Here is a 24,383-nt window from a genome sequence, read left to right as displayed (position 1 = left end):
AGTCCCGAAGAGGCGCCGAGCACGAGGACGTCCGACGATGCGCATTTTCGCCGCTGCTTTGACGGCTGCCGGGGCGACGGCGGGCCTGCTGGCCGTGCCCGCGGCCGGGCTGCTGGCCGCGCCCGCGGCGGGAGCCCAGTCGGCGTGTGCAGAGCTCGGCGGCACGGTTGACGCCGAGCAGACGTGTCACGTGCACGCCGAGAATTCCACCTACCGGCTGGATTACACGTTCCCGGTGGACTACCCCGATCAGCAGGCGCTGGCCGCGTACCTGACGCAGACCCGCGACGGGTTCGTCAATGTCTCGGAGATGCCGGGATCGTGGAACCTGCCTTATGTGCTGGACGGCCGCGGCACCGGTTACCGGACGGGGCCGGACGGGGCCGGCACCCGCAGCGTCGTGTTCGAGGTTTACGAGAACGTCGGCGGCGCGCATCCCCAGACCTGGTTCAAGGCGTTCAACTGGGACGTCGCCAAGAAGGCGCCCATCACGTTCGACACGCTGTTCCGGCCGGACACCAAGCCGCTGGACGTCATCTTCCCGATCGTGCAGAAGGACATCTCACGCCAGCTCGGCGTGGACGCCCCGATCTCGGCGGCCGACGGGCTGGACCCGGCGAAGTACCAGGAGTTCGCCCTCACCGACGACTCGCTGATCTTCTACTTCGGCCAGGGCGAGATCATGCCCGGCGCCGGCGGCGCACTGCAGGCCACGGTCCCGCGGTCGGCGGTCGCCGCGATGCTGGCCGAGCCGGCAGTCACGCAGGGGTAGTCGTCGGCTGTTTGTCCTTGCCGGTCGCGGGGTCGTAGTTCTCCCAGAAGCTGGCGTTCCTGATGTCGAGGGTGATCGGATCGAACATCGGGTCCAACCCCTGCTTCTTCTGCTTCTCGTAGTCCCACAGCGCCTTGTATGCGGGCTGCTGGAGAATGATGATGCCGATGATGTTCAGCCAGGCCATCAGGCCGACGCCGATGTCGCCCAGCGTCCAGGCATCGGTTGCGGTGGAGATCGCGCCGATGGTCACCGACACAAGGATCAGCGCCTGCAGCACCATCGTGGTGTTGGAGCCGACTGTGCCGCGGATGAGCGGGACCTCGATGGTGGCGGCCCTGCCCAACAGGAAGCGCAGGTTCGTCTCGGCCATGTAGTAGTAGGCGATGATCGTGGTCATGCAGAAGAACGCCAGGGAGACCGCGATGAAGCTGGCGCCCGCCCCGCTCCAGAGCGTGTCGAAGCCGGTCTGCGCGAACGCCGGGCCGACCTCGGCGCCGGCGGGCAGGATGTTGCCGCCCTCGCGGATCACCGCACCGTCGGCGCTCTCGCCCTCGAACACCCGGTAGGCCCCGGTGGACAGGATCAGGAAACCGGTCGCCGAGCAGATGAAAAGTGTGTCGATGTAGACGGCGAACGCCTGCACGAGACCCTGCTTGGCCGGGTGTGACACCTCGGCGGCCGCCGCGGCGTGCGGTCCGGTGCCCTGACCCGCCTCGTTGGAGTAGATGCCACGTTTGACGCCCCACATGACCGCCGAGCCGATGATCGCGCCGAACGCCGAGTCGACGCCGAACGCGCTCGAGAAGATCAGCGAAATGATCGCGGGGATCTCGGCGGCGTTCATCAATACGATGATCAGCGCCAAAACGATGTACACGACGGCCATGAACGGCACCACGATCGAGGCGAACGTGGCGATCCGCTTGACACCGCCGATGATGACGAACGCCAGCACGATGACGGTGCCGACGGCGACCCACCACTTCGAGAAACCCCAGGCGGAGTTCATGGCCGATGCCATCGAGTTGGATTGCACGCTGGGCAGCAGCAGACCCATGGCGAGCAGGGTGACGGCGGCGAAGATGTAGCCGTACACCTTCATCGCCCCCGCTGCCGCGGTGTGGGACAGCGCCGTACTCAAGTAGTACGCCGGCCCGCCGCGGTACTCACCGGTGAGCTTGTCACGGTCCTTGTAGATCTGGCCGAGAGTGCACTCCACGAACGACGTCGACGCGCCGAGGAAGGCGACCGTCCACATCCAGAACAGAGCCCCGGGTCCGCCGAACGCTATGGCGGTGGCCACGCCGGCGATGTTGCCGGTCCCGACCCGCCCCGCCAGCGACATCGTCAGCGCCTGGAAGCTCGAGACTCCGGACGGCGACTTCTCGCCTTTGAGCATGAGCCGCACCATCTCGGGAATCTGCCGCACCTGCACGAAGCGGGACCTGATGGAGAAATAGACACCTGCGGCCAGGCACAGGTAGACCAGCGTTTCGTGCCAGACAAGGTCGTTGACGTCAGCAAGGAATTCCGTCACTCTCGTCCCCTTATTCGGTTTCAGGACATGCTCGGATCACCTGAGTGTGCATGCTCGCACCGAATCGCAAGATCGGTATTACGTGACCGTGACGCCTGCGTTAGAGCCACTGCGTGGATCAGGCCGGCGCGAACCCGTAGACCTGCCCGTCACTGGTCGCGGTCACGACACGACCGTCGTGGCCGACCGACACCCCGACCGGCCACCCGGTTGCGCGGGGCAGCGGGTAGGTGTTGACGGTGCCGCCGTCGCCGAGATTGAAGACCGTCAGTGCCAGCCCCGCGCCTTCGCCGCTGCCGTCGGGCACGACGGCGTAGCCGACACCGGCGAGGCTCGACGTGGTCAACGGGGAGGTGTCGTCCCGGGTCCAGAGCACCTCACCCTCAGAAGCGGTGTCGCGCACCGCGGTGAGCCGTGAGCCGGGACCACCCCCGGCGATGACCAGTCCGCCCGGCGTCACCGACGGCGGCGTCTGGGCCAGGTATTGCAGCGGTACCGACCACTTCTCGGAGCCGTCGTCGACGTTGATGGCCCAAAGACTCTCGTCGCGGCCGTTGACGTACACCGTCGAGCCGTCGGCGGACAGCACCGGGCTGGCAAGCGGGCCGCCCCCGACGGCGTCACTGGTCCACTCCCGGGTCAGCTGCGGCGTCTGTCCCGGCCGGTAGCGCAGACCGACCAGGACCGGCTTGTCGGCGTCCGGCTCCCATAGCGTCAGCACCACCATGCCGGTGCTGGCGGAGTAGGCCGGGGCGGCGGCCACCGGGCATCGCGGACCTGCCAGGCGGCAGTCGTCGAGGCCGCGCTCGGAGTCGGTCGGGTCCACACCGTCGACCAGATCCAGCGAGGTGCCGGTCACGGTGCCGCGATGGGCGTCGAAGACGAGCACCTGGCCGAGATGGGTGACCACCAGGAGGTGCCCGGGGCTCAGGATCCGGGCCGTCATCGGCATCCCGATCACCGGCCGGCGCCAGCGGATCCACTGGGTCGGTGGAAAGGACAGCACGGCGCCGGGCTGGCCGATGTAGAGGTTGTCGAAGTCGTCGAAAAGCGGGCTGGCGAGGCCGCCGCCCTGCACCAGCCTGGTGCACCAGCGCTGCCGCGCCCGGTTGTCGGTCTCCCACACCATCAGCGAGCACCCCGCCCCGGTCTGGCCGTTGACGGCCAGATAGTTGCCGGAGCCGAGCGCCACCTGCGCCGCGAGTTTGCCCTTGACCGACCGCGTCCACTCCAGGCGCAGCGCGTCGGCGCCCTCCACGGGTGAGGAGCTGGTGTTCGCCGCGTCGGCGTACTGTGCCGCCCACCCGCCGGCCGGGCGGGCCTCAACCCAGGAATCGGTGTTGCCGCAGCCGACAAGGCCACCTGTGATCAGCGCCGTCGAGGCCCACACGATGATTCGCCGGAGCACGGGATCCCTTCTGATCGCGGTGTACGTCAAGCCCACGTGAGGGTAACCGGTGCGCCTTCCGGTGGGCAGGAGCGTAGCGACCGGGGAATGTCTTCCGGTGGGCAGGAGCGTAGCGACCGGGGAATGTCTTCCGGTGGGCAGGAGCGTAGCGACCGGGGAATGTCTTCCGGTGGGCAGGAGCGTAGCGACCGGGGAATGTCATGAGCGGGCCGCGTAGGCTGTCCGGCCATGACAACGATGTGGGGAGCGCCGCTGCACAAACGCTGGCGAGGATCGCGTCTGAAAGATCCGCGTCAAGCCGACTTCCTCACCCTGGCCTCGTTGAAGTGGGTCATCGCCAATCGTGCGTACACACCGTGGTACCTGGTGCGGTACTGGCGGCTGCTGAAGTTCAAGCTGGCCAATCCGCACATCATCACCCGCGGCATGGTGTTCCTCGGCAAGGACGTGGAGATCCAGGCCACCCCGGAACTGTCGCAGATGGAGATCGGCCGCTGGGTGCACATCGGTGACAAGAACACCATCCGCTGCCACGAAGGGTCACTGCGCATCGGCGACAAGGTGGTGCTCGGGCGCGACAACGTGATCAACACCTATCTCGACATCGAGCTGGGTGATTCGGTGTTGATGGCCGACTGGTGCTACGTCTGCGATTTCGACCACAAGATGGAGAGCATCGAGTTGCCGATCAAGGATCAGGGGATCGTCAAGAGCCCGGTCCGGATCGGGCCCGACACGTGGGTCGCGGCCAAGGTGACCGTGCTGCGCGGCACCAGCATCGGCCGTGGCTGCGTGCTGGGGGCGCACGCGGTGGTCAAGGGCGAGATCCCGGACTATTCGATCGCGGTGGGCGCGCCGGCCAAGGTCGTCAAGAACCGCAAGCTGTCCTGGGAGACGTCCGCCGCCGAGCGTGCGGAGCTGGCCGCCGCGCTGGCCGACATCGAGCGTAAGAAGGCCGTTCGCTGACACGCCGCCGAGGTCGGGGTCACCGGTCGGGCAGCGGCCGTTCCACGATGGGGCGCCGCGGCTGGGGCCGGCGCACCGCCCGCTTGGCGGCCAGGTACACCTGAGCCGTCTCGGCGGCCACGGTGTGCCAGGAGAAGTCCGACGTGAGGCGTTCCCGCGCCGCCCTCGCCCGCTGCTGGGCGGCGGCGGGGGAGTCGAGGACCGCGCGCACGGCCCTGGCCAGTGCGGCCACGTCGCCCGGCGGGTAGGACAGGCCGGTGACACCGTCTATGACGGCCTCGCCGAGGCCGCCGGCCGTCGAGGTGACCAGCGGGGTGCCGGTGGCCGCCGCTTCGAGTGCCACGATCCCGAACGGTTCGTAGTGCGAAGGCAACACGGCCGCGTCGGCGCGGTGCAGAAGCCGCAACAGCTCCGAATGGTCCACGCGGCCAATGAAATTCGTCGCCTTGACCACCTTGTGCTTGCGGGCCTGCTCGACCAGGAAGTCGAGTTGAGTGCCGTCCCCGGCGATCGTCAGCGTGGTTCCGGGATGAGCGCGGCGGATCCGGGGCAGGGCGGCGATGAGGTCGTGGACGCCCTTCTCGTACTCGAGCCGGCCGAAGTACAGCAGCTCGGCAGGTCCGGGCCGGGGCCGGTGCGGCGCGAACGGCCAACCGTCGGTGTCGATTCCGTTCGGGATGACCGTGATGTCGGCGAGCTCGGGCCCGAACAGCGTGGTGATCTCGTCACGCATCGACGCCGAGCACGTGATCAGCGAGTCCGAATCGCGCACCAGCCACGACTCCAACGCGTGGACCTGCCGGCTCACCGGGCCCGAGACCCAGCCGGAGTGCCGGCCCGCCTCGGTGGCGTGGATCGTCGAAACCAGTGGGACATCGAAGAACTGGGCCAGAGCCACGGCAGGGGTTGCGACCAGCCAGTCGTGCGCGTGCACGATGTCGGGTCGCCAGTCGGCCAGCACCAGCCCGGCACGGATCATCGCGTGGCCCATGGCCAGCGTCCAGGCCATCATGTCGGTGCCGAAGGTGAACTCGTGCGGGTCCTCGGCGGCCGCGATCACCCGGACACCCTCGTGGACCTCGTCGGTGGTCGGATGCGTCTGGGGATCGGTGGCGGTGGGCCGCCGGCTGAGCACGACGACCTCGTGACCGGACTGGGCGAGTTCGGTGGCCAGATGGTGCACATGACGGCCGAGGCCGCCGATCACCACCGGCGGATACTCCCACGAGACCAGAAGGATCTTCGTCTTCATCGGCCGGGCAGCCTTCGCGCGTCGAGCGCCCCGAACAGCCCGTCGGCCCGGTTCCAGCCCTCCGCCAGTCGCTGTGCGTGGTCGTCGCGGCCCGACGCCAGCGCCGCCGAGATCTCCCGGGTGGCGTGCGCGTGCAGGTGGGCCCGGTAGCGCGCGTAGTCGGCCGCCGAGTCCTTGCTGACCATGAACGGCCAGTCACTGGAGACGGTGAGCAGGGTCTCGCGCAGGATCTGGTCTGCGACGAAATCCCTTGGTGTAGGGGCATCCAGCGACCCGCCGCGGGCCAGCGCTTTGTCGACGGTGCTCAACGCGGTGTCGACGACCTCGCTGTTGAGCTGAACCAGATCGGCCACCTGCTCACCCGACCACACCTGCCAGTCCTTGCCCGAACCCCACGAGCTGGGCGGCAGTTCCACCGGGGAACCCACAAATCCGTCGGCGATCGCGTCCGACAGCGTGCCGACCCGCACCCCGGCGGCGGGCAGCGCCCGCAGCACCCGCTCGAGCCAGACCGGCCCCTCGTACCACCAGTGGCCGAACAATTCGGTGTCGAAGGCGGCGACGACGTGGGCCGGTCTGCCGATGCGGGCGCTCTCGGCGCTCAGCCGCTGCCGCACGGTTTCGACGAAGTCGGCGACGTGGACGTCCACCGCGGCGTCGGCGCGTGCGGGGTCGTACGGCGCCTTCTCCTCCGACGGCACGGCGCGTCCGGTCACCCTCGCCGGCTTGAGCCCCGTGGCGTGGTCGTAGGTGTGGAAGTCGCGATAGGCCGCGTGGCCCGGATAGCCCGACTTCGGCGACCACACGCGGTAGCTGACTTGCAGGTCGCGACCGAACGCCACCACGCCCGAGTCGCCGACCGGCCTGCCCAGCGCGGTGTCCCCGTGTAACGAGGGTCCGTCGACCATGAAATGACTCACGCCCGCGTCGGCGTAGCCGGCCTCCATGCCGGGCGAATAGGCGCATTCCGGCGCCCAGATGCCGGTCGGCGAATGCGCGAACCGGTGGGCGGCGTCCGCCAGGCCTTCGCGCAGCGCGAACTCGCGCAGCCGGGGATTCAGCAGGGGCTGGAACGGGTGGGCCAGCGGCCCGCCGAGCAGCTCGATGACCTCGCCGTCGAGCAGCTCGCGCAGCGCGGGGCTCGCGCCGTGGCGCCACAGCGCGTCGAACTCGGCCAGCTCCCGCTCGGCCTCGGTATGTTCGCGGGAGCCGAACTGTCGCAGGGCTTTCGGCTCGGAAGCCGGGGAGGCGCCGGATGCGGTGCGCATGGTCGCCGCTTCCACGGCACGCAGCTGCCAGTTCGCCAGCCAGTGCTGCATACCCTGCAGGCAGTACGGGTCGTCCAACTGGGCGGCCACCACCGGTGTCACGCCGAGGGTGATCAGGTGCCTGCGGTTCTCCGCCGCCAGCGTGCGCAGCACCCGCACCAGGGGCAGGTAGCAGGCCGACCACGACTGGTAGAGCCACTCCTCGCCGACCGGCCACCGCCCGTGGTGGGCCAGCCAGGGCAGGTGGGTGTGCAGGACCAGGGTGAACAGCCCGGGTACGGGCTCCGCGTCCGCCTCGCGCTTCTGTACTTTGTTCGCTCCGCTCACGTGCGTACCGCGATCGCCACGAGGTCAAGGCTGTCGTCGATGTCACGGTGCGTCCCGTCGGCCGGAACCAGGTCGAAGTCCTCGATCGTGACCGATTCGATGTCGGCGAGCAGCTCGGCCGGCCACGGCGCGTCGGCCAGGGCTCGGGCGATCTGCGCGTCGATGACGGATCCGCCGTGGCGGGCGTCGATCTCGGCGAGCCGTCGGCCGTGGAACACCCCGAGCATCGCCTCCATCGCGAAATCGGCCGACTCGATGAGTTCGGTGAGCTCGGCGGCGTTGAGTTCGCGGGTGTGGAACGGGTTCACCGGGGTGTCGCGGCCGGGAGAGAAGGTGATGCGGTTCGGCGTCGACATCAGGAGCACACCGCCGGGACGCAGCACCCGCGCGCATTCGGCCACGAACTGGCCCTGGTCCCAGAGGTGTTCGATCACCTGGAAGTTGACCACCACATCAACCGAAGCCGTCGGCAGCGGCAGGGCGGCCAGGTTGCCGTGGCGCATGTCGACCCGCGGATAGCGGGCCCGCACGTGCGCCACCGCGGACTCGTCGTAGTCGAGGCCGATCACGGACCGGGCGACCTCGGCGATCAGCGCGGCGCCGTATCCCTCACCACATCCGGCTTCCAGCACGTCGCGTCCCGCGCAGCGGTCGACCAGCCTGCGGTACACGACCTCGTGTCGGCGGAACCAGTAGTTCTCCTCCGCCACACCGGGCACGGTCCGCTCACCGGTCAACGCCATGGGGGCCGGATCTTCAGTGGGACCGTCGGTCACAGATGCGCTCATTGTGAAGGCAGGCTAACCCCTAACCGACCGTTGGCGAACTCTTGGTGAGCGTGACGTAAGCGCGGGGCTGGTGGATCGCAAACTTCGACCAGCTATGGTGTTCGTGCGAAGCACCCAAAGTTACCCGCTGGTAACATCGTGGTGCCTGCGTCAATCGTGGTATGGCGGGTCGACTACCGGCCCCTTCGAGGAGGACGAACCAGAGTCATGACGAACATCGTGGTCCTGATCAAACAGGTCCCAGACACATGGTCTGAGCGCAAGCTGTCCGACGGTGACTACACCCTGGACCGGGAAGCCGCCGACGCCGTGCTCGACGAGATCAACGAGCGTGCCGTCGAGGAGGCGCTCCTGATCAAGGAGCGCGAAGGCGGGGACAGCACCGTGACGGTCCTGACCGCCGGACCCGAGCGCGCCACCGAGGCCATCCGGAAGGCCCTGTCGATGGGCGCCGACAAGGCTGTCCACCTCGTCGACGAGGGCATGCACGGCTCCGACATGGTGCAGACGGGCTGGGCGCTGGCCCGCGCGCTGGGCACCATCGAGGGCACCGAGCTCGTCATCGCGGGCAACGAGGCCACCGACGGCACCGGCGGTGCCGTGCCGGCCATCATCGCCGAATACCTCGGCCTGCCGCAGCTGACGCACGTGCGCAAGCTGTCCGTCGAGAACGGCAAGGTCACCGCTGAGCGCGAGACCGACGACGGTGTGTTCACCCTCGAGGCGTCGCTGCCCGCCGTGGTGAGCGTCAACGAGAAGATCAACGAGCCCCGGTTCCCGTCCTTCAAGGGCATCATGGCCGCCAAGAAGAAGGAAGTCACCAAGCTCACGCTCGCCGAGATCGGCGTCGAGAGCGACGAGGTGGGCGTGGCCAACGCCGGGTCGAAGGTGCTGTCCTCGACCCCGAAGCCGCCCAAGACCGCGGGCGAGAAGGTGACCGACGAAGGCGACGGCGGCACCAAGATCGCCGAGTACCTGGTTGCTCAGAAAATCATCTAGCAGATCATTCCTTCCGTACTTGAGAAACGAGATACGAACCCATGGCTGAAGTACTTGTGCTCGTCGAGCACGCCGAAGGTGCGCTGAAGAAGGTCACCTCCGAACTGATCACCGCCGCCCGCGTGTTGGGTGAGCCGGCCGCCGTCGTGGTCGGCAAGCCGGGCACCGCCGAAGGGCTGATCGACGGCCTGAAGTCGGCCGGCGCGGTGAAGATCTACGTCGCCGAGTCCGACGACGCCGAGAGCTACCTCATCACCCCGTATGTGGATGTGCTGGCCTCGCTGGCCGAGTCCGCGACGCCCGCCGCTGTGCTGCTGGCGTCCAGCGCCGACGGCAAGGAGATCGCGGGTCGCCTGGCGGCCCGGATCGGCTCAGGCATCCTCAGCGACGTCGTCGAGGTCCGCGATGGCGGGGTGGGCATCCATTCCATCTTCGGTGGTGCATTCACCGTCGAAGCCGAGGCCGTCGGCGACACCCCGGTCATCACCGTGCGTCCCGGCGCCGTCGAGGCTGCGCCGGCCGCCGGCGCAGGCGAGGTCGTCAACGTCGAGGTGCCCGCCCCGGCCGAGAACGCCACCAAGATCACCTCACGCGAGCCGGCCGTGGCCGGTGACCGCCCGGAGCTCACCGAGGCGACGGTCGTCGTCTCCGGTGGACGCGGCGTGGGCAGCGCCGAGAACTTCGGCATCGTCGAGGAACTGGCGGACTCGCTCGGTGGAGCGGTGGGCGCTTCGCGTGCCGCGGTCGACTCCGGCTACTACCCGGGCCAGTTCCAGGTCGGCCAGACCGGTAAGACCGTGTCGCCGCAGCTCTACATCGCGCTCGGCATCTCCGGGGCGATCCAGCACCGCGCAGGCATGCAGACGTCCAAGACGATCATCGCGGTGAACAAGGACGAAGAGGCGCCGATCTTCGAGATCGCCGATCTCGGCATCGTCGGCGACCTGTTCAAGGTGACCCCGCAGCTGACCGAGGCGGTCAAGGCCCGCAAGGGCTGAGTTTCTCTGCGCGAGCAGACACAAAATCGCACGTTCCGCCCCGGCGGACGTGCGATTTTGCGTCTGGCCGTCGGCACGTGGGCCCAGCCGGCGGGCGGAGACTACGAACTTTCAAGGGTTCCATCACGGGCGCCGAGCGTCAGTCTTGACGCATGAAGATCTCAGTTATCGGGGCCACCGGCCTGATCGGCTCGAAGGTGGTCGACCTGCTCCAGCGCGACGGTCACCACGTCGTCGCAGCATCGCGCGCGTCGGGCGCCGACGTGCTCACCGGCGAGGGACTCACCGACGCCCTGGCCGGCGCCGACGTCCTCGTCGACGTCACCAATTCGCCGTCGTTCGACGACGACGCGGTGATGGACTTCTTCACCCGCTCGTCGGCGAACCTGGTCTCCGCCGCCGAGGAATCAGGCGTCCGGCACTACGTCGCGTTGTCGATCGTCGGCGCCGACGGACTGCCCGAAAGCGGCTATATGCGCGCGAAAGTGGTGCAGGAGAAGACGATCGCCGGATCCGACGTGCCCCACAGCATCGTGCGGGCCACCCAGTTCCACGAGTTCGCGGACGCCATCGTCGGCACACTCGAGGCCGACGACGAGGTGCGGGTGCCGGATGCCCGGATCCAGCCGATCGCCGCCGATGACGTCGCCGCCGAAGTGTTCCGCGCTGCGGTGGGGTCACCGGTCGACGGTGTCATCAACATCGGCGGGCCCGACAAGATCTCGTTCGCCGACCTCGCTCGGGCTGTGCTGGCCCGACGGGGCGCCGACAAGACCGTGGTGATCGACCCGCAGGCCACCTACTTCGGCACGCCGCTGGACCAGAACAGCCTCGTCACAGGCGACGGTGCCGTGCTGGGGGCCGTTCGCTTCGCCGACCACCATTGAGGAGAACGATGTTCGACACCGCAGATCTGATGAAAGCCATCACGACCATCCAGACCGTCAAACCGCCGTTCATCCCCTCCGATGCCGAGGTGATGACGTCGATCATCGAATGGCCGCCAGGAAGCGCAGGAGCCCCGCCGCATCGGCACCCGGGCGGGCCGGCGTTCGGCTACGTGCTCGAAGGCGAGATGCTCTTCGAACTGGAAGGCGAAGCGCCCCGGGTGATCAAAGCCGGCGAGGCGTTCTGGGAGCCGGGAGGCGACGTCATCCACTATTCGGACGCCAACAATCGCGACGACGTCGCGCTGCGGTTCCTCGTCACGATGATCTGCGCACCCGGCGTACCGATGCTGGTCATCGTCGACGACGAGGAACTCGAACTGCGCAAGGGCCGGCGCGTCCCACGTCCATGACGGGGCTTGCCGGCCTCGTGCGTGACCGCCGGTCGACACGGGGCCTGTCCAAGTCGTCACTTGGCGCTCACAGACACGACACGTGCTGGATGCCGTGACGAGAGGCGGCTGCGCGACCGTGCAGCCATGAGCACTGCTTCTGTACTCATCGCCCCCGACGACATCGACCACGCGCAGGGCGGATCTTCGCCGTCCGCGCCGCGCTACACCCTGCTGCTGTGCACCGACGTCGACTCCATCGAGGCAGCCCAGCGGCTCCGGCACGACGTGTTCAGCACTGAACCGGGCTTCACGCTCACCGACGACGGCGGCTCCGGCGGCCTGGACGCCGACCGGTTCGACGAATACTGCGATCACCTGCTCGTCCGCGACGACGCCACCGGCGAACTGGTCGGCTGCTACCGGATGCTGCCGCCGCCCGGAGCGATCGCCGCCGGCGGCCTGTACACGGCGACCGAGTTCGATGTCACCGCTCTCGACCCGCTTCGGCCCTCGCTGGTCGAGATGGGTCGCGCCGTGGTGCGCGACGGTCACCGCAACGGCGCCGTGGTGCTGTTGATGTGGGCGGGCATTCTCGCCTACCTGGACCACAGCGGGTACGACTACGTGGCCGGATGCGTGTCCGTGCCCGTCGCGGACCCCGAGGGCCGCAGCCCGGCCGGCAGCCAGTTGCGCGGGGTGCGCGACTTCGTCATCCGCCGTCACGCCGCGCCCGCCGAGTACACCGTCCGCCCGTACCGTCCCGTGGTCGTCGACGGTCGGCCCCTCGACGAGATCGAGCCACCCGCACGGTTGTCGGTGCCCGCCCTGATGCGCGGCTATCTGCGGCTGGGCGCCCAGGTGTGCGGCGAACCGGCCCACGACCCGGATTTCGGGGTCGGCGACTTTCCCGCCCTACTGGCCAAGCGGCACGCCGACACCCGCTACCTGCGGCGGCTCCGTTCGGTCGGGATGGCCACCGCCGCGGTCGCCGACGGGACGCGGTCATGACACTGATCCACGAACACGCGTGGTTGCAGCCGGCGACCTGCGGCGCGGGATGCGTGCACGCCGGCGCCGACGGTCCCGGCCGACGCTGGGTGGTCGCCCTGCGCACCACCGTGCGGGTCGTGGCCGCGGTGACTCTGTTCGCGGGGGTCTGGCTGCTGGCACTGCCGCTGCCGGGGCGCTCGCACCTGCAGCGCGGCTACTGCCGGTTGATGCTCCGCAGTCTCGGCGTGCGGATGTCCGTGTCCGGGGGGCCGATACGCAACCTGCGGGGCGTGCTGGTGGTCAGCGGGCACGTGTCGTGGCTCGACGTCTTCGCCATCGGCACGGTGCTGCCCGGCTCCTTCGTCGCCCGTGCCGACCTCGTCGACTGGCCCGCCCTCGGCCCGATCGTCCGGATCATGAAGGTCATCCCGATCGACCGTGCCCGGTTGCGCAGGCTGCCCGCGGTGGTGGCCGCCGTCGCAGGCCGGCTGCGGGCCGGCTACACGGTGGTCGCGTTTCCGGAGGGCACGACCTGGTGCGGGCTGGGCTACGGCCGGTTCCGGCCTGCGATGTTCCAGGCCGCGATCGACGCGGGTCGGCCGGTACAGCCGCTGCGGCTGAGCTACCGGCACAAGGACGGGCGACCGTCCACCGTGCCTGCGTTCGTGGGGGACGACACGCTGCTGACCTCGATCAAGCGGGTGATCACCGCGCGCCGAACCGTGTGTCACATCCACGTCGAATCGCTGCAGTTGCCCGGCGTCGACCGCCGTGACCTGGCGGCCCGCTGCGAGGCTGCCGTTCGCGGAGATGCCGGATCGTCGGCTCGCAGGGCGATCTCCGGTTGCGGCGGTGCCGGATTCGCCGCCCGCGGCGGTAACCACACGCTGGTGGCCTGAGCGCGATAGGGGAGGTCCGGCGCGCGACGGCTATTCTGGAACGGCCATGCCTGGACCCGCGCCGGTCTATCTCGACCACGCCGCCACCACCCCGATGCGCCCCGGGGCCATCGAGGCGATGACCGCTGCGCTGGCAACCGTGGGAAACGCCGCGTCGCTGCACGGCTCCGGCAGGCTGGCCCGGCGCAGGCTGGAGGAATCCCGCGAGACCCTGGCCCGACTGCTGGGGGCGCGTCCGTCGGAGGTGATCTTCACCGCGGGCGGCACCGAGAGCGACAACCTCGCCGTCAAGGGCATCTACTGGGCGCGGCGCGCTTCGTCGCCGAAACGCCGTCGCATCATCACCACGCCGGTCGAACACCACGCGGTGCTCGACGCCGTGGAATGGCTGGTCGAGCACGAGGACGCCGAGGTGACGTGGCTGCCGGTCGACGAGTTCGGCGCCGTCGGCGCTGCCGATCTGCGCACCGCGCTCGCCGACCCCGACGATGTCGCGCTGATCTCGGCGATGTGGGCCAACAATGAGGTCGGCACCATCATGCCGATACACGAACTAGCTTCTGTCGCAGCAGAATTCGAGATCCCGATGCACAGCGACGCGATTCAGGTGGTGGGCCAGCTCCCGGTCGACTTCGCGGCCAGCGGCCTGTCGGCGATGAGTGTGACCGCCCACAAGTTCGGCGGGCCGATCGGGGTCGGGGCGCTGCTGCTGCGCCGGGAGACCGCGTGTGTTCCGCTGTTGCACGGCGGCGGCCAGGAACGCGACGTGCGTTCGGGCACGCAGGATGTTCCCGGTGCCGTCGGGATGGCCGCCGCCGCGCAGATCGCCGCCGACACCATGGACTCGGCGGCCGAGAAGGTACGCGCGCTTCGCGACCGGCTCATCGACGGCGTGCTCGACGCCGTCGACGACGTCGACGTCAACGGCGCGCCCGGCGCGGGCCGCCTGCCCGGAAACGCGCATTTCACGTTCCGTGGCTGCGAGGGTGATTCTCTGCTGATGTTGTTGGACGCCAAGGGGATCGAGTGCTCGACCGGCTCGGCCTGTACGGCGGGCGTGGCCCAGCCGTCGCACGTGCTGACCGCGATGGGCGCCGACCCGGTCAGTGCCCGCGGCTCACTGCGGCTCTCGCTCGGTCACACCAGCACCGATGCCGACATCGACGCCGTCCTCGACGTGCTGCCCGCCGCGGTGGAGCGTGCGCGGCAGGCGGCGCTGGCCAGTTCGGGACGGCGCTGACGATGCGGGTGCTGGTCGCCATGAGTGGCGGTGTGGACTCCTCGGTGGCCGCCGCCAGGATGGTGGACGCCGGGCACGACGTCGTCGGCGTGCATCTGGCGCTCTCGTCGGCGCCCGGCACCCTGCGCACCGGATCCCGCGGCTGCTGTTCCAAGGAAGACGCCGGCGATGCCCGCCGCGTGGCCGACGTGCTCGGGATCCCGTTCTATGTCTGGGATTTCGCCGACCGGTTCAAAGAAGACGTGATCGACGACTTCGTCGAGTCCTACGCGCGCGGCGAGACACCCAACCCTTGCGTGCGCTGCAACGAGCGAATCAAGTTCTCCGCCCTGTCGGCCCGCGCGCTGGCACTCGGCTTCGACGCACTGGCCACCGGACACTACGCCCGGCTGACGGACGGCCGGCTGCGGCGGGCGGTCGACCACGACAAGGACCAGTCCTACGTGTTGGCCGTGCTGACCGCCGAGCAGCTGCGCCACGCGGTGTTCCCGATCGGGGACACCCCGAAGCCCGCGATCCGCGAAGAGGCGGCACGACGCGGCCTGGCGGTCGCTGACAAGGCCGACAGCCACGACATCTGCTTCATCCCCTCGGGTGACACGAGAGCGTTTCTCGGTGCCCGGATCGGGGTGCGCCGCGGCAGCGTGGTCGACGCCACCGGCGCCGTGCTCGCCGAACACGACGGTGTGCACGGGTTCACGATCGGCCAGCGCAAGGGCCTGGGCATCCCGGGTCCCGGGCCGGACGGTCGCCCACGCTATGTGACCGGTATCGACGCCGAGACGGGCACCGTGCACGTCGGCGATGTCACCGACCTCGAGGTGACCAGCCTGCTCGGCGAGGCGCCGGTGTTCACCTCCGGGGTCGCACCCGATGCGCCTGTCGAGTGCGCGGTGCAGGTCCGTGCCCACGGCGGTGTCGTCGACGCCGTCGCCGAGCTGAGGGACGGCGCACTTGAGGTGAGTCTGCGCACCCCACTGCGCGGGGTGGCGCCGGGACAGACGTTGGTGCTCTACCGGTCCGACCCCGACGGTGACGAGGTGCTGGGCAGCGCGACGATCAGCGCGGCGCGCTAGCCCGCCGCTCAGCCCGGCACGTTGGACAGGATGTTGGTCATCACGATGTCGGGCACCGACGCCGGGAACGCGCAGAAGGTGATCTCGACGAGCAGCACGGATTTCACCCGGTAGTCGCGGCCGCAGTCACCAGGCCTGGTGTGCACCGAATCCGTGGTCCTCGTCACGTCACCGACCATCGCCCGGCCCGAGTCCGTCGCCCCGCATGCTTCGATCCGCTCGGCCACCGTGTCGAACGCGCGCCTGGCCGTCGCGGCGTCCGGATACCCGGCGGCCGCCTGTGAGATCAGCCCACCGCCGGGCGGGTTCTGGTACGTCGACTTGCGGAACTCCTCGACGTCGGACCCGAACACCTGTGTCTCGGCGTAGACCCACTCACATTGCGGCGGAACGGTTTTCAGCATGAGATCGAGGTCGACCGGGACTTTGCTCTCGGTGCCCGGGATCATCGTCAGGTGTTCTCCGGCGCCGGTGACCGCCTGCATCCGGGCGCGGTCCAGCAGCACGGTGTCGACGTCGATCGGTGACAACGAGCCCTCGTCGGCGGCGGGTGCGGACCGCACCGCCGTCCCGCCGACCTGCTGGGTGCACCCGGTGGCCAGGATCGCCACCGCGCACAACAGCGACGCGGATGCGCGGCCCGTCATACCCCGACCCTAATCCGTCGAATATCGTCGGGCGAGTGAGTGTTTTCGCCGCCGCCACCGGTATCGGATCCTGGCCGGGTACGTCCGCAAGGGAAGCCGCCGAGGTGGTCATCGGTGAACTGCACCGTCTGCCGCATCTGGTCGAGTTGCCCGCCCGTGGTGTGGGCGCCGACATGATCGGTCGCGCAGGCGCCCTGCTGGTCGACATCTCGATCGACACCGTGCCCCGCGGATACCGCATCGCGCGTGGCCGTAGCGGTGCGATGCGGCGTGCGGTCAGCCTGCTCGAGGAGGACCTCGACGCGCTGGAGGAGGCGTGGGAGAAGGCCGGCCTGCGCGGCGGCGAGCGCGCCGTGAAGGTGCAGGCGCCGGGCCCGGTGACACTGGCCGCGCAACTGGAACTGCCCGGCGGGCACCGGGCCATCACCGACCAGGGTGCGGTCCGCGATCTGACGACGTCACTGGCCGAAGGGGTGGCGATGCACCGCGCGCAGCTGCTCCGCAGGCTGGAAAGTCCGGTGGTGGTTCAGTTCGACGAACCGTCGCTGCCCGCCGCGCTGGCAGGCCGGCTCACGGGGGTGACCGGCGTGAGCCCGGTGCACCCCGTCGACGAGTCGGTGGTCCCCGCGCTGCTCGACGAATGTGTCGAGGCGGTGGGCGGCGAGGTCGCGCTGCACAGCTGCGCCGCCGATATTCCGTGGAAACTGTTGCAGCGCAGCGCTATCAGTGCGGTTTCGGTGGACATGCACACGCTCACCCCGGCGGATCTGGACGGCATCGGCGAATTCGTCGACTCGAACCGGACCGTTCTTCTCGGTGCGGTGCCTACCGCGGACCCGGGCACGCGCCCGTCGGCGGAGCAGATCGCCGCCGCGGTGGCGGACGTGACCGATCGGCTGGGTTTCCCCCGCTCGGTGTTGCGTGACCGGGTGGGGGTCACGCCGGCCTGTGGCCTCGCCGCCGCGACGCAGGCGTGGGCCCGCGCCGCAGTCGAGTTGGCGCAGCGGGCGGCCGACGGGCTGGCCGATGACCCCGATGCGGTCTGAAACGCTCGATCCGGGACCCATCCTGGTCTAGTCTCGGATTGGCGCTGGCTGGGGGCAGCCAGGGGGTGTGAGCGCTGGATTCACGGGGTTGATGCTGTTGGCGGGGAAGCTTTCGAGCCGCGGCGCCGACTGCCGTCCGGACGGCGAGAGCGCACGCCTGCTGGCGCTGGAATCGTTCGAGATCCTCGACACTGTGCCGGAGACGCCGTTCGACGGCCTGACGGCGTTGGCCGCCTATGTGTGCGGCGCTCCGATGGCGCTGCTCAGCTTCGTGGATGCCACGCGTCAGTGGATCAAGTCACGGCACGGCGTCGACGTCGCCGAGATCGATCGCGAGGTGTCGTTCTGTGCCCGCACCCTCGCGGCCGCGTCCCTTCTGGAGATCCCCGACACCCACCTGGATCCGCGGTTCGCCCCCCACCCGATGGTGACCGGCGATCCGCACGTGCGCTTCTACGCCGGCGTGCCGATCGTCACCGGCGACGGCCATGCGCTGGGCGCCCTCTGCGTCATGGACCGCGAGCCCCGCACCCTGTCCGATCCTCAGCGCGTCCACCTGCAGACGCTGGCCGATCAGGTGCTCACCCTGCTGCAGCTGCGCAGCCGGACCCGCCAGACCGCCTCCGAGATCGATCGCAGGCTGGCTGCCGATGCGGCGCTGCGCCAGCAGCAGCGCATGCTCGAGGCCGTGCTGGAGCACACCGACGTCCTCATCTTCGCCAAGGACGTCGACGGCCGATTCGTGATGGCCAATCGCGCGCTGGAGCACGTCACGCGGGCCGAGAGCACTCTGATCGGGTTCACCGACCACGACTTCTTCGACGCCGAGATCGCCGACGACTACCGCCGCAACGACCGGCGCATCATGGCCGGCAGAGAATGGCAGGTCTTCAGCGAGGAGGTCGTCCACCCGGACGGATCCGTGCACACCTACCGGTCGACCAAGTTCCCGCTGTTCGACGACGGCGGGGAAGTGATCGGTACCGGGGGAGTGTCGACGGACGTCACCGAGCTGGTGGCGGCGCGGGCAGCACACGCGGCCGCCGAACAGCGGTGGCGGGCCCTGGTCGAGCAGTCGCCCGCCGCGGTGATCGTCATCGACAGGGACGGCGGACTCTCCTACGTCAACCCGGAAGCCGTCACGCTGCTCGGCGGGGAGACGGCCGAGCAGATCACCGCGCAGCCCGGGCTGGACTTTGTGCCCGCACACCTGCGCGCCGCCGCGCAGACGCTGCTCGAGGTGGCGCTGTCCGGAGGAACCCCGGCGCGTTCCCAGCGCGGGTTGCTGCGCCGGGTGGACGGCACTGTGATCGCGGTGGAGTTCAACGGCACCGTCGTCGACCATTCCGACGAACGCAGCGTGCAACTCGAAGTTCGCGACGTGTCCGCCGACGCGGCCGCCCATGCCGCCCTGAAACTGTCCGCCTCGACCGATCCGCTGACGGGTGCCCTCAACCGACGCGGCTGGGATGCCCGGGTGGCGGCCCTGCTCGCCGACGGCGCCGCCATGACGGTCGCGGTCCTCGACCTGGACAACTTCAAGTCGTACAACGACGCGCACGGCCACACCGCGGGAGACGCGCTGCTGCAGAACTTCGCGGCGGCCGCGGGGGCCTCGATCCGGGACGGTGACGTGTTCGCGCGCTGGGGTGGCGAGGAATTCATCGTCGCCCTGCCCGACACGACGCCCGATCAGGCCGAGAGGATCCTGAACCGGCTCCGCAACTGCGTGCCCTACGGGCAGACCTGCTCGATCGGGTACACCGCCCACACGCCCGCCGATACGTTGACCGACACCGTGGCCCGCGCCGACAAGGCGCTCTACGAGGCCAAGAGCCGGGGCAGGAATCAGCTCCGGCTGCTGTAGCCGCGCCTAGCCGCCGCTGCGTAGGTCCTTGCGAAGGATCTTGCCCGACGCCGATTTCGGGATCGCGTCGATGAACTCGACCTGACGGACCTTCTTGTACGGGGCGACCTGGCCCGCGACGAACTCGATGACGTCGGCCTCGGTCAGCGCGGCGCCGCCGTCGGCGTCCGTCGAGGCCTGCCGCACCACGAACGCTTTCGGCACCTCTTCGCCTTCCTCGTCGTGCACGCCGACCACTGCCGCGTCGGCGATCCCGGGATGCGACAGCAGCAGGGCCTCCAACTCGGCAGGCGGCACCTGGTAGCCCTTGTACTTGATCAGCTCCTTGAGCCGGTCGACGATGTACACCAGGCCTCTGGCGTCGACCTGGGCGAGATCGCCGGTGTGCAGCCAGCCGTCCTCGTCGATGGTGGACCTGGTGGCCTCGTCGTTGTTGAGGTATCCGGCCATCACGTTGGGCCCCTTGAACCACAGTTCGCCGGTTTTACTCAAACCCTCTTCGGGGATGGGGATCTCGTCACCGGTCTCGGGATCGACGAGTTTGGACGCGGCGTTGGAGACCGTCCACCCGACCGAGCTCAGCGGCGCGTCCTCGTGCATGTCGACAAGGCCGCCGTCGAACGGGGTGATGTGGCTGACGGGGCTGAGCTCACTCATGCCGTAACCCTGAACGACCTTGCAGCCCAGGCGTTTCGCGACGGCGTGGCCGAGGTCGGCGTCCAGGGGTGCGGCCCCCGACATGACGACGTTGAGCGACGACAGATCGTGCTCGTCGACGAGCGGGTGCTTCGCCAGCGCCACCGCCACCGGGGGTGCGATGAATGCGATGGTGCACCGGTGCTCGGCGATGTTGCCGAGGAACTCGCCCAGGTCGAAGCTCGGCATGATGACCAGCCGGGCCCGCGCGTGCAGGGCGGCGTTGAGCAGCACCGTCATCCCGTAGATGTGGAAGAACGGCAGCACGGCCAGCACCACGTCGTCGGCGACCATGCCGTGCAGCGGGCGGATCTGGGCGACGTTGGCGACCAGATTGCGGTGTGTGAGCATGACGCCCTTGGGATTCCCGGTGGTCCCCGAGCTGTACGGCAGCACCGCCAGATGTGACGACGGCGCGAAATCGACTTGCGGCGCAGGGGTTCCCGCGGCCAGCAGATCCGCTGCGTTGGGATGGCCGGCACCCTCGCCGGAGCCGTCGCGGCCTGCGCCGTCGAGCACCACCACGTCCTCGTCCGAGAGGCCGGCCGCCGCCGCACCCGCCTTGGCCTGGGGGAGCAGCGCCGCGACGGTGACGAGCATCGTGGCCTTCGAGTCGGTCAGCTGCTTGGCGATGTCCTTGGCGGTGAAAAGCGCGTTGACCGTCGTCGCCGTCGCACCGGCCCGCAGGATGCCGTGGAACGCGACGGCGAACACCGAGCTGTTCGGGGCCAGCAGGGCGACGACGTCGCCGACGCCGATCCCGCGGGCGGCCAGTGCGCCGGCGAACGAATCGATCCTGGCCACCATCTCGCGGTAGGTGGTCTGCCTGCCGGATTTCGCGTCGATCAACGCGACGCGGTCCAGGACGCTGTCCTCGGGGCCCGCCAACCCGGAGAACAGGTAGTCGTAGACGCTGGCGGTGGGGATGTCGACTTCGGGGAAGGGGCTCAAGAAGGTCATGGTGTGTCCGATCGAATCATGAGGTGGATACCTACTGCGCAGGGTGGTCGAGCCGCGCGACCAGTTTCTTCGATGCCACCAGCCGGAAGGACGCGTCGACCAACTCGGTGACCTCGGCCCAGTCCACCTTCGCGGCGGCGAGATCCAGCCCGAGCCAGCCGAACGGTCCCATGTAGGCGGGAAAGAAGAACCGGCGATCCTGCTCGAGGGCCCTGCGGTCGCTGTCGTCGACCTTCACCAGCACCGAATGCGGGTACTGCGTGTAGTCACCCTTGGTCGCGCCCTTCACGCTGCCCCCGTACATCGCGAACATCTTCGGCGCGCAGAACACCGGCCTGCCCCAGGACACCTTCTCGAAAGCCTCCGGGAATCCGAGCGCGATCCGGCGAACCTCGGCCAATCCCGTGTCGTGGTCACGAAACATGATCGGGTGCGGCATGGCAGCAGCCTACGCAGCGAATCGGGGTCGGTCGCCGGATCCGTGTCGGGTCCCTTCGATAGCCTGCCAGAGTGAGTTCCAAGGCGACCCAGGATCCCGAGGCGGTGCTGGCCGAGCAGTCCGACGACGCCACTGAAGCCGGCCTGCGCCGGCAATGGCAGGAGCTCGCCGACGAGGTGCGCGACCACCAGTTCCGCTACTACGTGCGTGACGCGCCGATCATCACCGACGCCGAGTTCGACGCGATGCTGCGCAGGTTGGAGGCCCTCGAGGAGGCCCACCCCGAGCTGCGCACCCCGGATTCACCGACCCAGCTGGTGGGTGGGGCCGGGTTCGCCACCGATTTCACCGCCGCCGAGCACCTCGAGCGGATGCTCAGCCTGGACAACGTGTTCACCCCCGACGAGCTCGCCGCCTGGGCCGCCCGGATCCGCACCGAGATCGGTGCGGACGCCCAATACCTGTGCGAGCTGAAGATCGACGGGGTGGCGCTGTCGCTGGTCTACCGCGACGGCCGGCTGGAGCGTGGGGCCACCCGCGGTGACGGCCGCACCGGTGAGGACGTCACACTCAATGCCCGCACCATCGAGGACGTTCCCGAAAAGCTCACCGGCACTGAGGAATTCCCGCTTCCCAGCGTTCTCGAGGTGCGCGGTGAGGTGTTCTTCCGGATCGCCGACTTCGAGGACCTCAACGCCGGGCTGGTCGCCGAGGGCAAACCGCCGTTCGCCAACCCCCGTAACAGCGCGGCCGGCTCGCTGCGCCAGAAGAACCCGGCCGTCACCGCCAGGCGCAGGCTGCGGATGATCTGCCACGGCCTCGGCCACATCGAAGACGCTGCGGGCTTCCCCTTCAGGACGTTGCACGACGCGTACCGCGCGCTGCAGGCCTGGGGGTTGCCGGTCTCACCACACACCGCCCAGGTCACCGGCCTGGACGCGGTCACCGAACGCATCGCCTACTGGGGCGAGCACCGGCACGACGTCGAGCACGAGATCGACGGCGTGGTGGTCAAAGTGGACGAGGTGGCGCTGCAACGGCGCCTCGGGGCCACGTCGCGCGCCCCGCGCTGGGCGGTCGCCTACAAGTATCCGCCCGAGGAGGCTCAGACCAAGCTGCTCGACATCCGGGTCAATGTCGGACGCACCGGCCGGGTGACCCCGTTCGCCTACATGGAGCCGGTCAAGATCGCGGGCTCCACGGTCGGGCTGGCCACGCTGCACAACGGCTCCGAGGTCAAACGCAAGGGCGTGCTGATCGGCGACACCGTGGTGATCCGCAAGGCCGGCGACGTGATTCCCGAGGTGCTCGGACCGGTCGTCGATCTGCGCGACGGCAGCGAGCGCGAATTCGTGATGCCGACGCACTGCCCGGAGTGCGGCACCGAACTGGCCCCCGCCAAGGAGGGCGACGCCGACATCCGCTGCCCCAACTCCCGCACCTGCCCGGCGCAGTTGCGGGAGCGGGTCTTTCACGTCGCGGGCCGGGGCGCCTTCGACATCGAGGGCCTGGGCTACGAAGCCGCGATCGCGCTACTGCAGGCCCGCGTCATCACCGACGAAGGCGACCTGTTCACACTGACCGCAGACGACCTGCTGCGCACCGACCTGTTCACCACCAAGGCCGGCGAGCTGTCCGCCAACGGCAAGCGGCTGCTCACCAACCTGGGCAAGGCCAAGGCCCAACCGTTGTGGCGGGTGCTGGTGGCGCTGTCGATCCGGCACGTCGGACCGACGGCGGCGCGTGCGCTGGCCACCGAGTTCGGCAGCCTCGACGCGATCGTCGCGGCCTCGGAGGAGGAACTGGCCGCCGTCGAGGGCGTCGGCCCCACGATCGCGGCTGCGGTCACCGACTGGTTCACCGTCGACTGGCACCGCACGATCGTCGACAAGTGGCGCGCTGCCGGGGTGCGGATGGCCGACGAGCGCGACGCCAGCATCGAACGCACTCTGGACGGGCTGTCGATCGTCGTCACCGGATCGCTGACCGGCTACAGCCGCGACGAGGCGAAGGAGGCCATCATCGCTCGCGGCGGCAAGGCGGCCGGTTCGGTGTCGAAGAAGACCGCCTATGTGGTGGCCGGCGACTCGCCCGGGTCCAAGTACGACAAGGCCATCGAGCTGGGGGTGCCGGTGTTGGACGAGGACGGGTTCCGCCGGCTGCTCGAAAACGGGCCCGACACACCGGACTCCTAGGCGGCGTTCGGCCGATGATCCCGGCGGTCGGCCGATGATCCCGGCGGTCAGCCGATGATCGTCGTGACGATCCCGGCCAGGTAGCCGAGCCGGGCGACCTCGCTGGGCCGGAACGCGGGGCCGCCGGGGCGGCCGAGCACGATCGCGGTCCCCGGGTGGCCCAGCGGGGCGGCAGCCAGCGTGGTGTCCATGTCGCGCCACACCTGCGGCACCCAGTCGGCGGTGGCGTCCAGCGCCTCGGCCCGCTCCAGCGGCAACCACGGGGTCTCGGCGGCCTGCGTCTCGGGCGCACCCGAGCTGCCCACCACGCGCTCAGGGCCCGTCGTGGTCAGCTCCACCACGGTGCACCAGCCGACCCGCAGCACCCGCGGCGCCTCGTCGACCAGCACCTGCAGCCTCTTGAGTCGTCCGTCGGCCGCGGCCACATGATCGATGAGCTCCAGCTCCCGGTGTGCTTCGAGCAGACCGGTGTGTGGACGGATGCTGTCCACATAGACGCCGTTGAGATTCTCGGCGGCGGTGATGAGCATGTCGGGCATGGCGCCCGGCGGCAGCTCGACCACCAGATCGTCGATCGCATAGCCCGCGACGCGTTCCACCACGTCGAGGGACAGGATGTCGGCGCCCACCGAGCCGAGGGCGACGGCCAATGAACCGAGGCTGCCCGGCCTGTCCTCTAGCTGGACCCGCAGCAGATACGAAGGCACGGCCAACACTGTGTCACGGAC

General features: G+C 69.2%; 22 protein-coding genes. 13 read left to right on the top strand and 9 right to left on the bottom strand.

Annotated elements, in window-relative coordinates:
• Nucleotides 1-37: 37 nt before the first annotated feature.
• A complete protein-coding gene (locus BN976_RS21150; RefSeq protein WP_011779321.1) occupies nt 38-772 on the top strand; it encodes an esterase in 735 nt (244 codons plus the stop codon).
• Here the strand turns inward: BN976_RS21150 and BN976_RS21145 are convergent.
• Together BN976_RS21145 and BN976_RS21140 are read right to left on the bottom strand one after the other, a co-directional pair.
• Entirely contained in the window at nt 759-2,312 is a 1,554-nt protein-coding gene (locus tag BN976_RS21145; protein ID WP_036373602.1) for an alanine/glycine:cation symporter family protein, read from the bottom strand. The two genes, BN976_RS21150 and BN976_RS21145, sit on opposite strands and share 14 nt — an antisense overlap.
• Nucleotides 2,313-2,430: 118 nt before the next feature.
• Nucleotides 2,431-3,720, bottom strand: a complete 1,290-nt coding sequence (locus BN976_RS21140; protein WP_036374179.1) for a BamB-related PQQ repeat family beta-propellar protein — start codon at nt 3,718-3,720, stop codon at nt 2,431-2,433.
• 228 nt (nt 3,721-3,948) lie between these two features.
• Between BN976_RS21140 and BN976_RS21135 the strand changes: the two genes are divergently transcribed.
• A complete protein-coding gene (locus BN976_RS21135) occupies nt 3,949-4,686 on the top strand; it encodes an acyltransferase (RefSeq protein WP_011779324.1) in 738 nt (245 codons plus the stop codon).
• Nucleotides 4,687-4,705: 19 nt separating this feature from the next.
• Here the strand turns inward: BN976_RS21135 and BN976_RS21130 are convergent, their stop codons facing one another.
• From BN976_RS21130 to BN976_RS21120, 3 genes are read right to left on the bottom strand one after another with little or no spacing between them, the layout of a single operon-like run.
• Nucleotides 4,706-5,938 (bottom strand): glycosyltransferase family 4 protein, encoded by a 1,233-nt coding sequence (locus tag BN976_RS21130; protein WP_036373599.1) that lies wholly within the window; start codon nt 5,936-5,938, stop codon nt 4,706-4,708.
• The gene (locus BN976_RS21125; protein WP_011779326.1) at nt 5,935-7,533 is read right to left on the bottom strand and encodes a 1,4-alpha-glucan branching protein domain-containing protein; all 1,599 of its coding nucleotides are present in this window, start codon (nt 7,531-7,533) and stop codon (nt 5,935-5,937) included. Before BN976_RS21125 ends, BN976_RS21130 begins: the two co-directional genes overlap by 4 nt.
• Nucleotides 7,530-8,321 (bottom strand): class I SAM-dependent methyltransferase, encoded by a 792-nt coding sequence (locus tag BN976_RS21120; protein ID WP_011779327.1) that lies wholly within the window; start codon nt 8,319-8,321, stop codon nt 7,530-7,532. Before BN976_RS21120 ends, BN976_RS21125 begins: the two co-directional genes overlap by 4 nt.
• A 207-nt stretch (nt 8,322-8,528) precedes the next feature.
• Between BN976_RS21120 and BN976_RS21115 the strand changes: the two genes are divergently transcribed.
• The 8 genes from BN976_RS21115 to mnmA all read left to right on the top strand — a co-directional run bounded on the left by BN976_RS21115 (nt 8,529) and on the right by mnmA (nt 15,805).
• Complete coding sequence (locus BN976_RS21115; RefSeq protein ID WP_011779328.1) at nt 8,529-9,320, top strand: electron transfer flavoprotein subunit beta/FixA family protein; 792 nt, start codon at nt 8,529-8,531, stop codon at nt 9,318-9,320.
• Between the two features lie 41 nt (nt 9,321-9,361).
• Complete coding sequence (locus tag BN976_RS21110; protein WP_011779329.1) at nt 9,362-10,318, top strand: electron transfer flavoprotein subunit alpha/FixB family protein; 957 nt, start codon at nt 9,362-9,364, stop codon at nt 10,316-10,318.
• A 152-nt stretch (nt 10,319-10,470) separates the two neighbouring features.
• Nucleotides 10,471-11,205 (top strand): SDR family oxidoreductase, encoded by a 735-nt coding sequence (locus tag BN976_RS21105; RefSeq protein WP_011779330.1) that lies wholly within the window; start codon nt 10,471-10,473, stop codon nt 11,203-11,205.
• Between the two features lie 8 nt (nt 11,206-11,213).
• On the top strand, nt 11,214-11,618 hold the full coding sequence (locus BN976_RS21100; RefSeq protein ID WP_011779331.1) for a cupin domain-containing protein: 405 nt from the start codon (nt 11,214-11,216) through the stop codon (nt 11,616-11,618).
• 126 nt (nt 11,619-11,744) lie between these two features.
• Nucleotides 11,745-12,608 carry a GNAT family N-acetyltransferase gene (locus BN976_RS21095; RefSeq protein ID WP_011779332.1) on the top strand — a complete coding sequence of 288 codons (864 nt, stop codon included), beginning with the start codon at nt 11,745-11,747 and terminating at the stop codon, nt 12,606-12,608.
• A complete protein-coding gene (locus BN976_RS21090) occupies nt 12,605-13,489 on the top strand; it encodes a lysophospholipid acyltransferase family protein (protein ID WP_011779333.1) in 885 nt (294 codons plus the stop codon). Before BN976_RS21095 ends, BN976_RS21090 begins: the two co-directional genes overlap by 4 nt.
• A gap of 46 nt (nt 13,490-13,535) precedes the next feature.
• Nucleotides 13,536-14,729, top strand: a complete 1,194-nt coding sequence (locus BN976_RS21085) for a cysteine desulfurase family protein (protein WP_036373595.1) — start codon at nt 13,536-13,538, stop codon at nt 14,727-14,729.
• Nucleotides 14,730-14,731: 2 nt separating this feature from the next.
• Complete coding sequence (mnmA, locus tag BN976_RS21080; protein ID WP_011779335.1) at nt 14,732-15,805, top strand: tRNA 2-thiouridine(34) synthase MnmA; 1,074 nt, start codon at nt 14,732-14,734, stop codon at nt 15,803-15,805.
• Nucleotides 15,806-15,813: 8 nt separating this feature from the next.
• Here mnmA and BN976_RS21075 read toward each other — a convergent pair whose 3' ends face one another.
• Entirely contained in the window at nt 15,814-16,452 is a 639-nt protein-coding gene (locus tag BN976_RS21075) for a sensor domain-containing protein (protein ID WP_036373593.1), read from the bottom strand.
• A gap of 35 nt (nt 16,453-16,487) precedes the next feature.
• Here BN976_RS21075 and BN976_RS21070 point away from each other — a divergent pair, with 35 nt between their 5' ends.
• Entirely contained in the window at nt 16,488-17,498 is a 1,011-nt protein-coding gene (locus tag BN976_RS21070) for a uroporphyrinogen decarboxylase/cobalamine-independent methonine synthase family protein (protein WP_011779337.1), read from the top strand.
• Between the two features lie 67 nt (nt 17,499-17,565).
• Nucleotides 17,566-19,365 carry a sensor domain-containing diguanylate cyclase gene (locus BN976_RS21065; protein ID WP_011779338.1) on the top strand — a complete coding sequence of 600 codons (1,800 nt, stop codon included), beginning with the start codon at nt 17,566-17,568 and terminating at the stop codon, nt 19,363-19,365.
• Nucleotides 19,366-19,371: 6 nt separating this feature from the next.
• Here the strand turns inward: BN976_RS21065 and BN976_RS21060 are convergent, their stop codons facing one another.
• Together BN976_RS21060 and BN976_RS21055 are read right to left on the bottom strand one after the other, a co-directional pair.
• Nucleotides 19,372-21,021, bottom strand: a complete 1,650-nt coding sequence (locus BN976_RS21060) for a 4-coumarate--CoA ligase family protein (protein WP_036373591.1) — start codon at nt 21,019-21,021, stop codon at nt 19,372-19,374.
• Nucleotides 21,022-21,052: 31 nt separating this feature from the next.
• A complete protein-coding gene (locus BN976_RS21055; RefSeq protein ID WP_011779340.1) occupies nt 21,053-21,460 on the bottom strand; it encodes an MmcQ/YjbR family DNA-binding protein in 408 nt (135 codons plus the stop codon).
• Between the two features lie 71 nt (nt 21,461-21,531).
• On the opposite strand from BN976_RS21055, the gene ligA reads away from it, so the two are divergent.
• The gene (gene ligA, locus BN976_RS21050; protein WP_011779341.1) at nt 21,532-23,655 is read left to right on the top strand and encodes an NAD-dependent DNA ligase LigA; all 2,124 of its coding nucleotides are present in this window, start codon (nt 21,532-21,534) and stop codon (nt 23,653-23,655) included.
• 47 nt (nt 23,656-23,702) lie between these two features.
• Here the strand turns inward: ligA and BN976_RS21045 are convergent, their stop codons facing one another.
• Nucleotides 23,703-24,371, bottom strand: coding sequence for an ACT domain-containing protein (locus BN976_RS21045; protein WP_011779342.1), 669 nt, complete (start codon nt 24,369-24,371; stop codon nt 23,703-23,705).
• Between the last annotated feature and the right edge of the window lie 12 nt (nt 24,372-24,383).

Source organism: Mycolicibacterium austroafricanum (genome assembly GCF_000612725.1).
Classification (GTDB): Bacteria; Actinomycetota; Actinomycetes; order Mycobacteriales; family Mycobacteriaceae; genus Mycobacterium; species Mycobacterium austroafricanum.
This window is presented reverse-complemented; position numbering and strand designations above follow the sequence as displayed.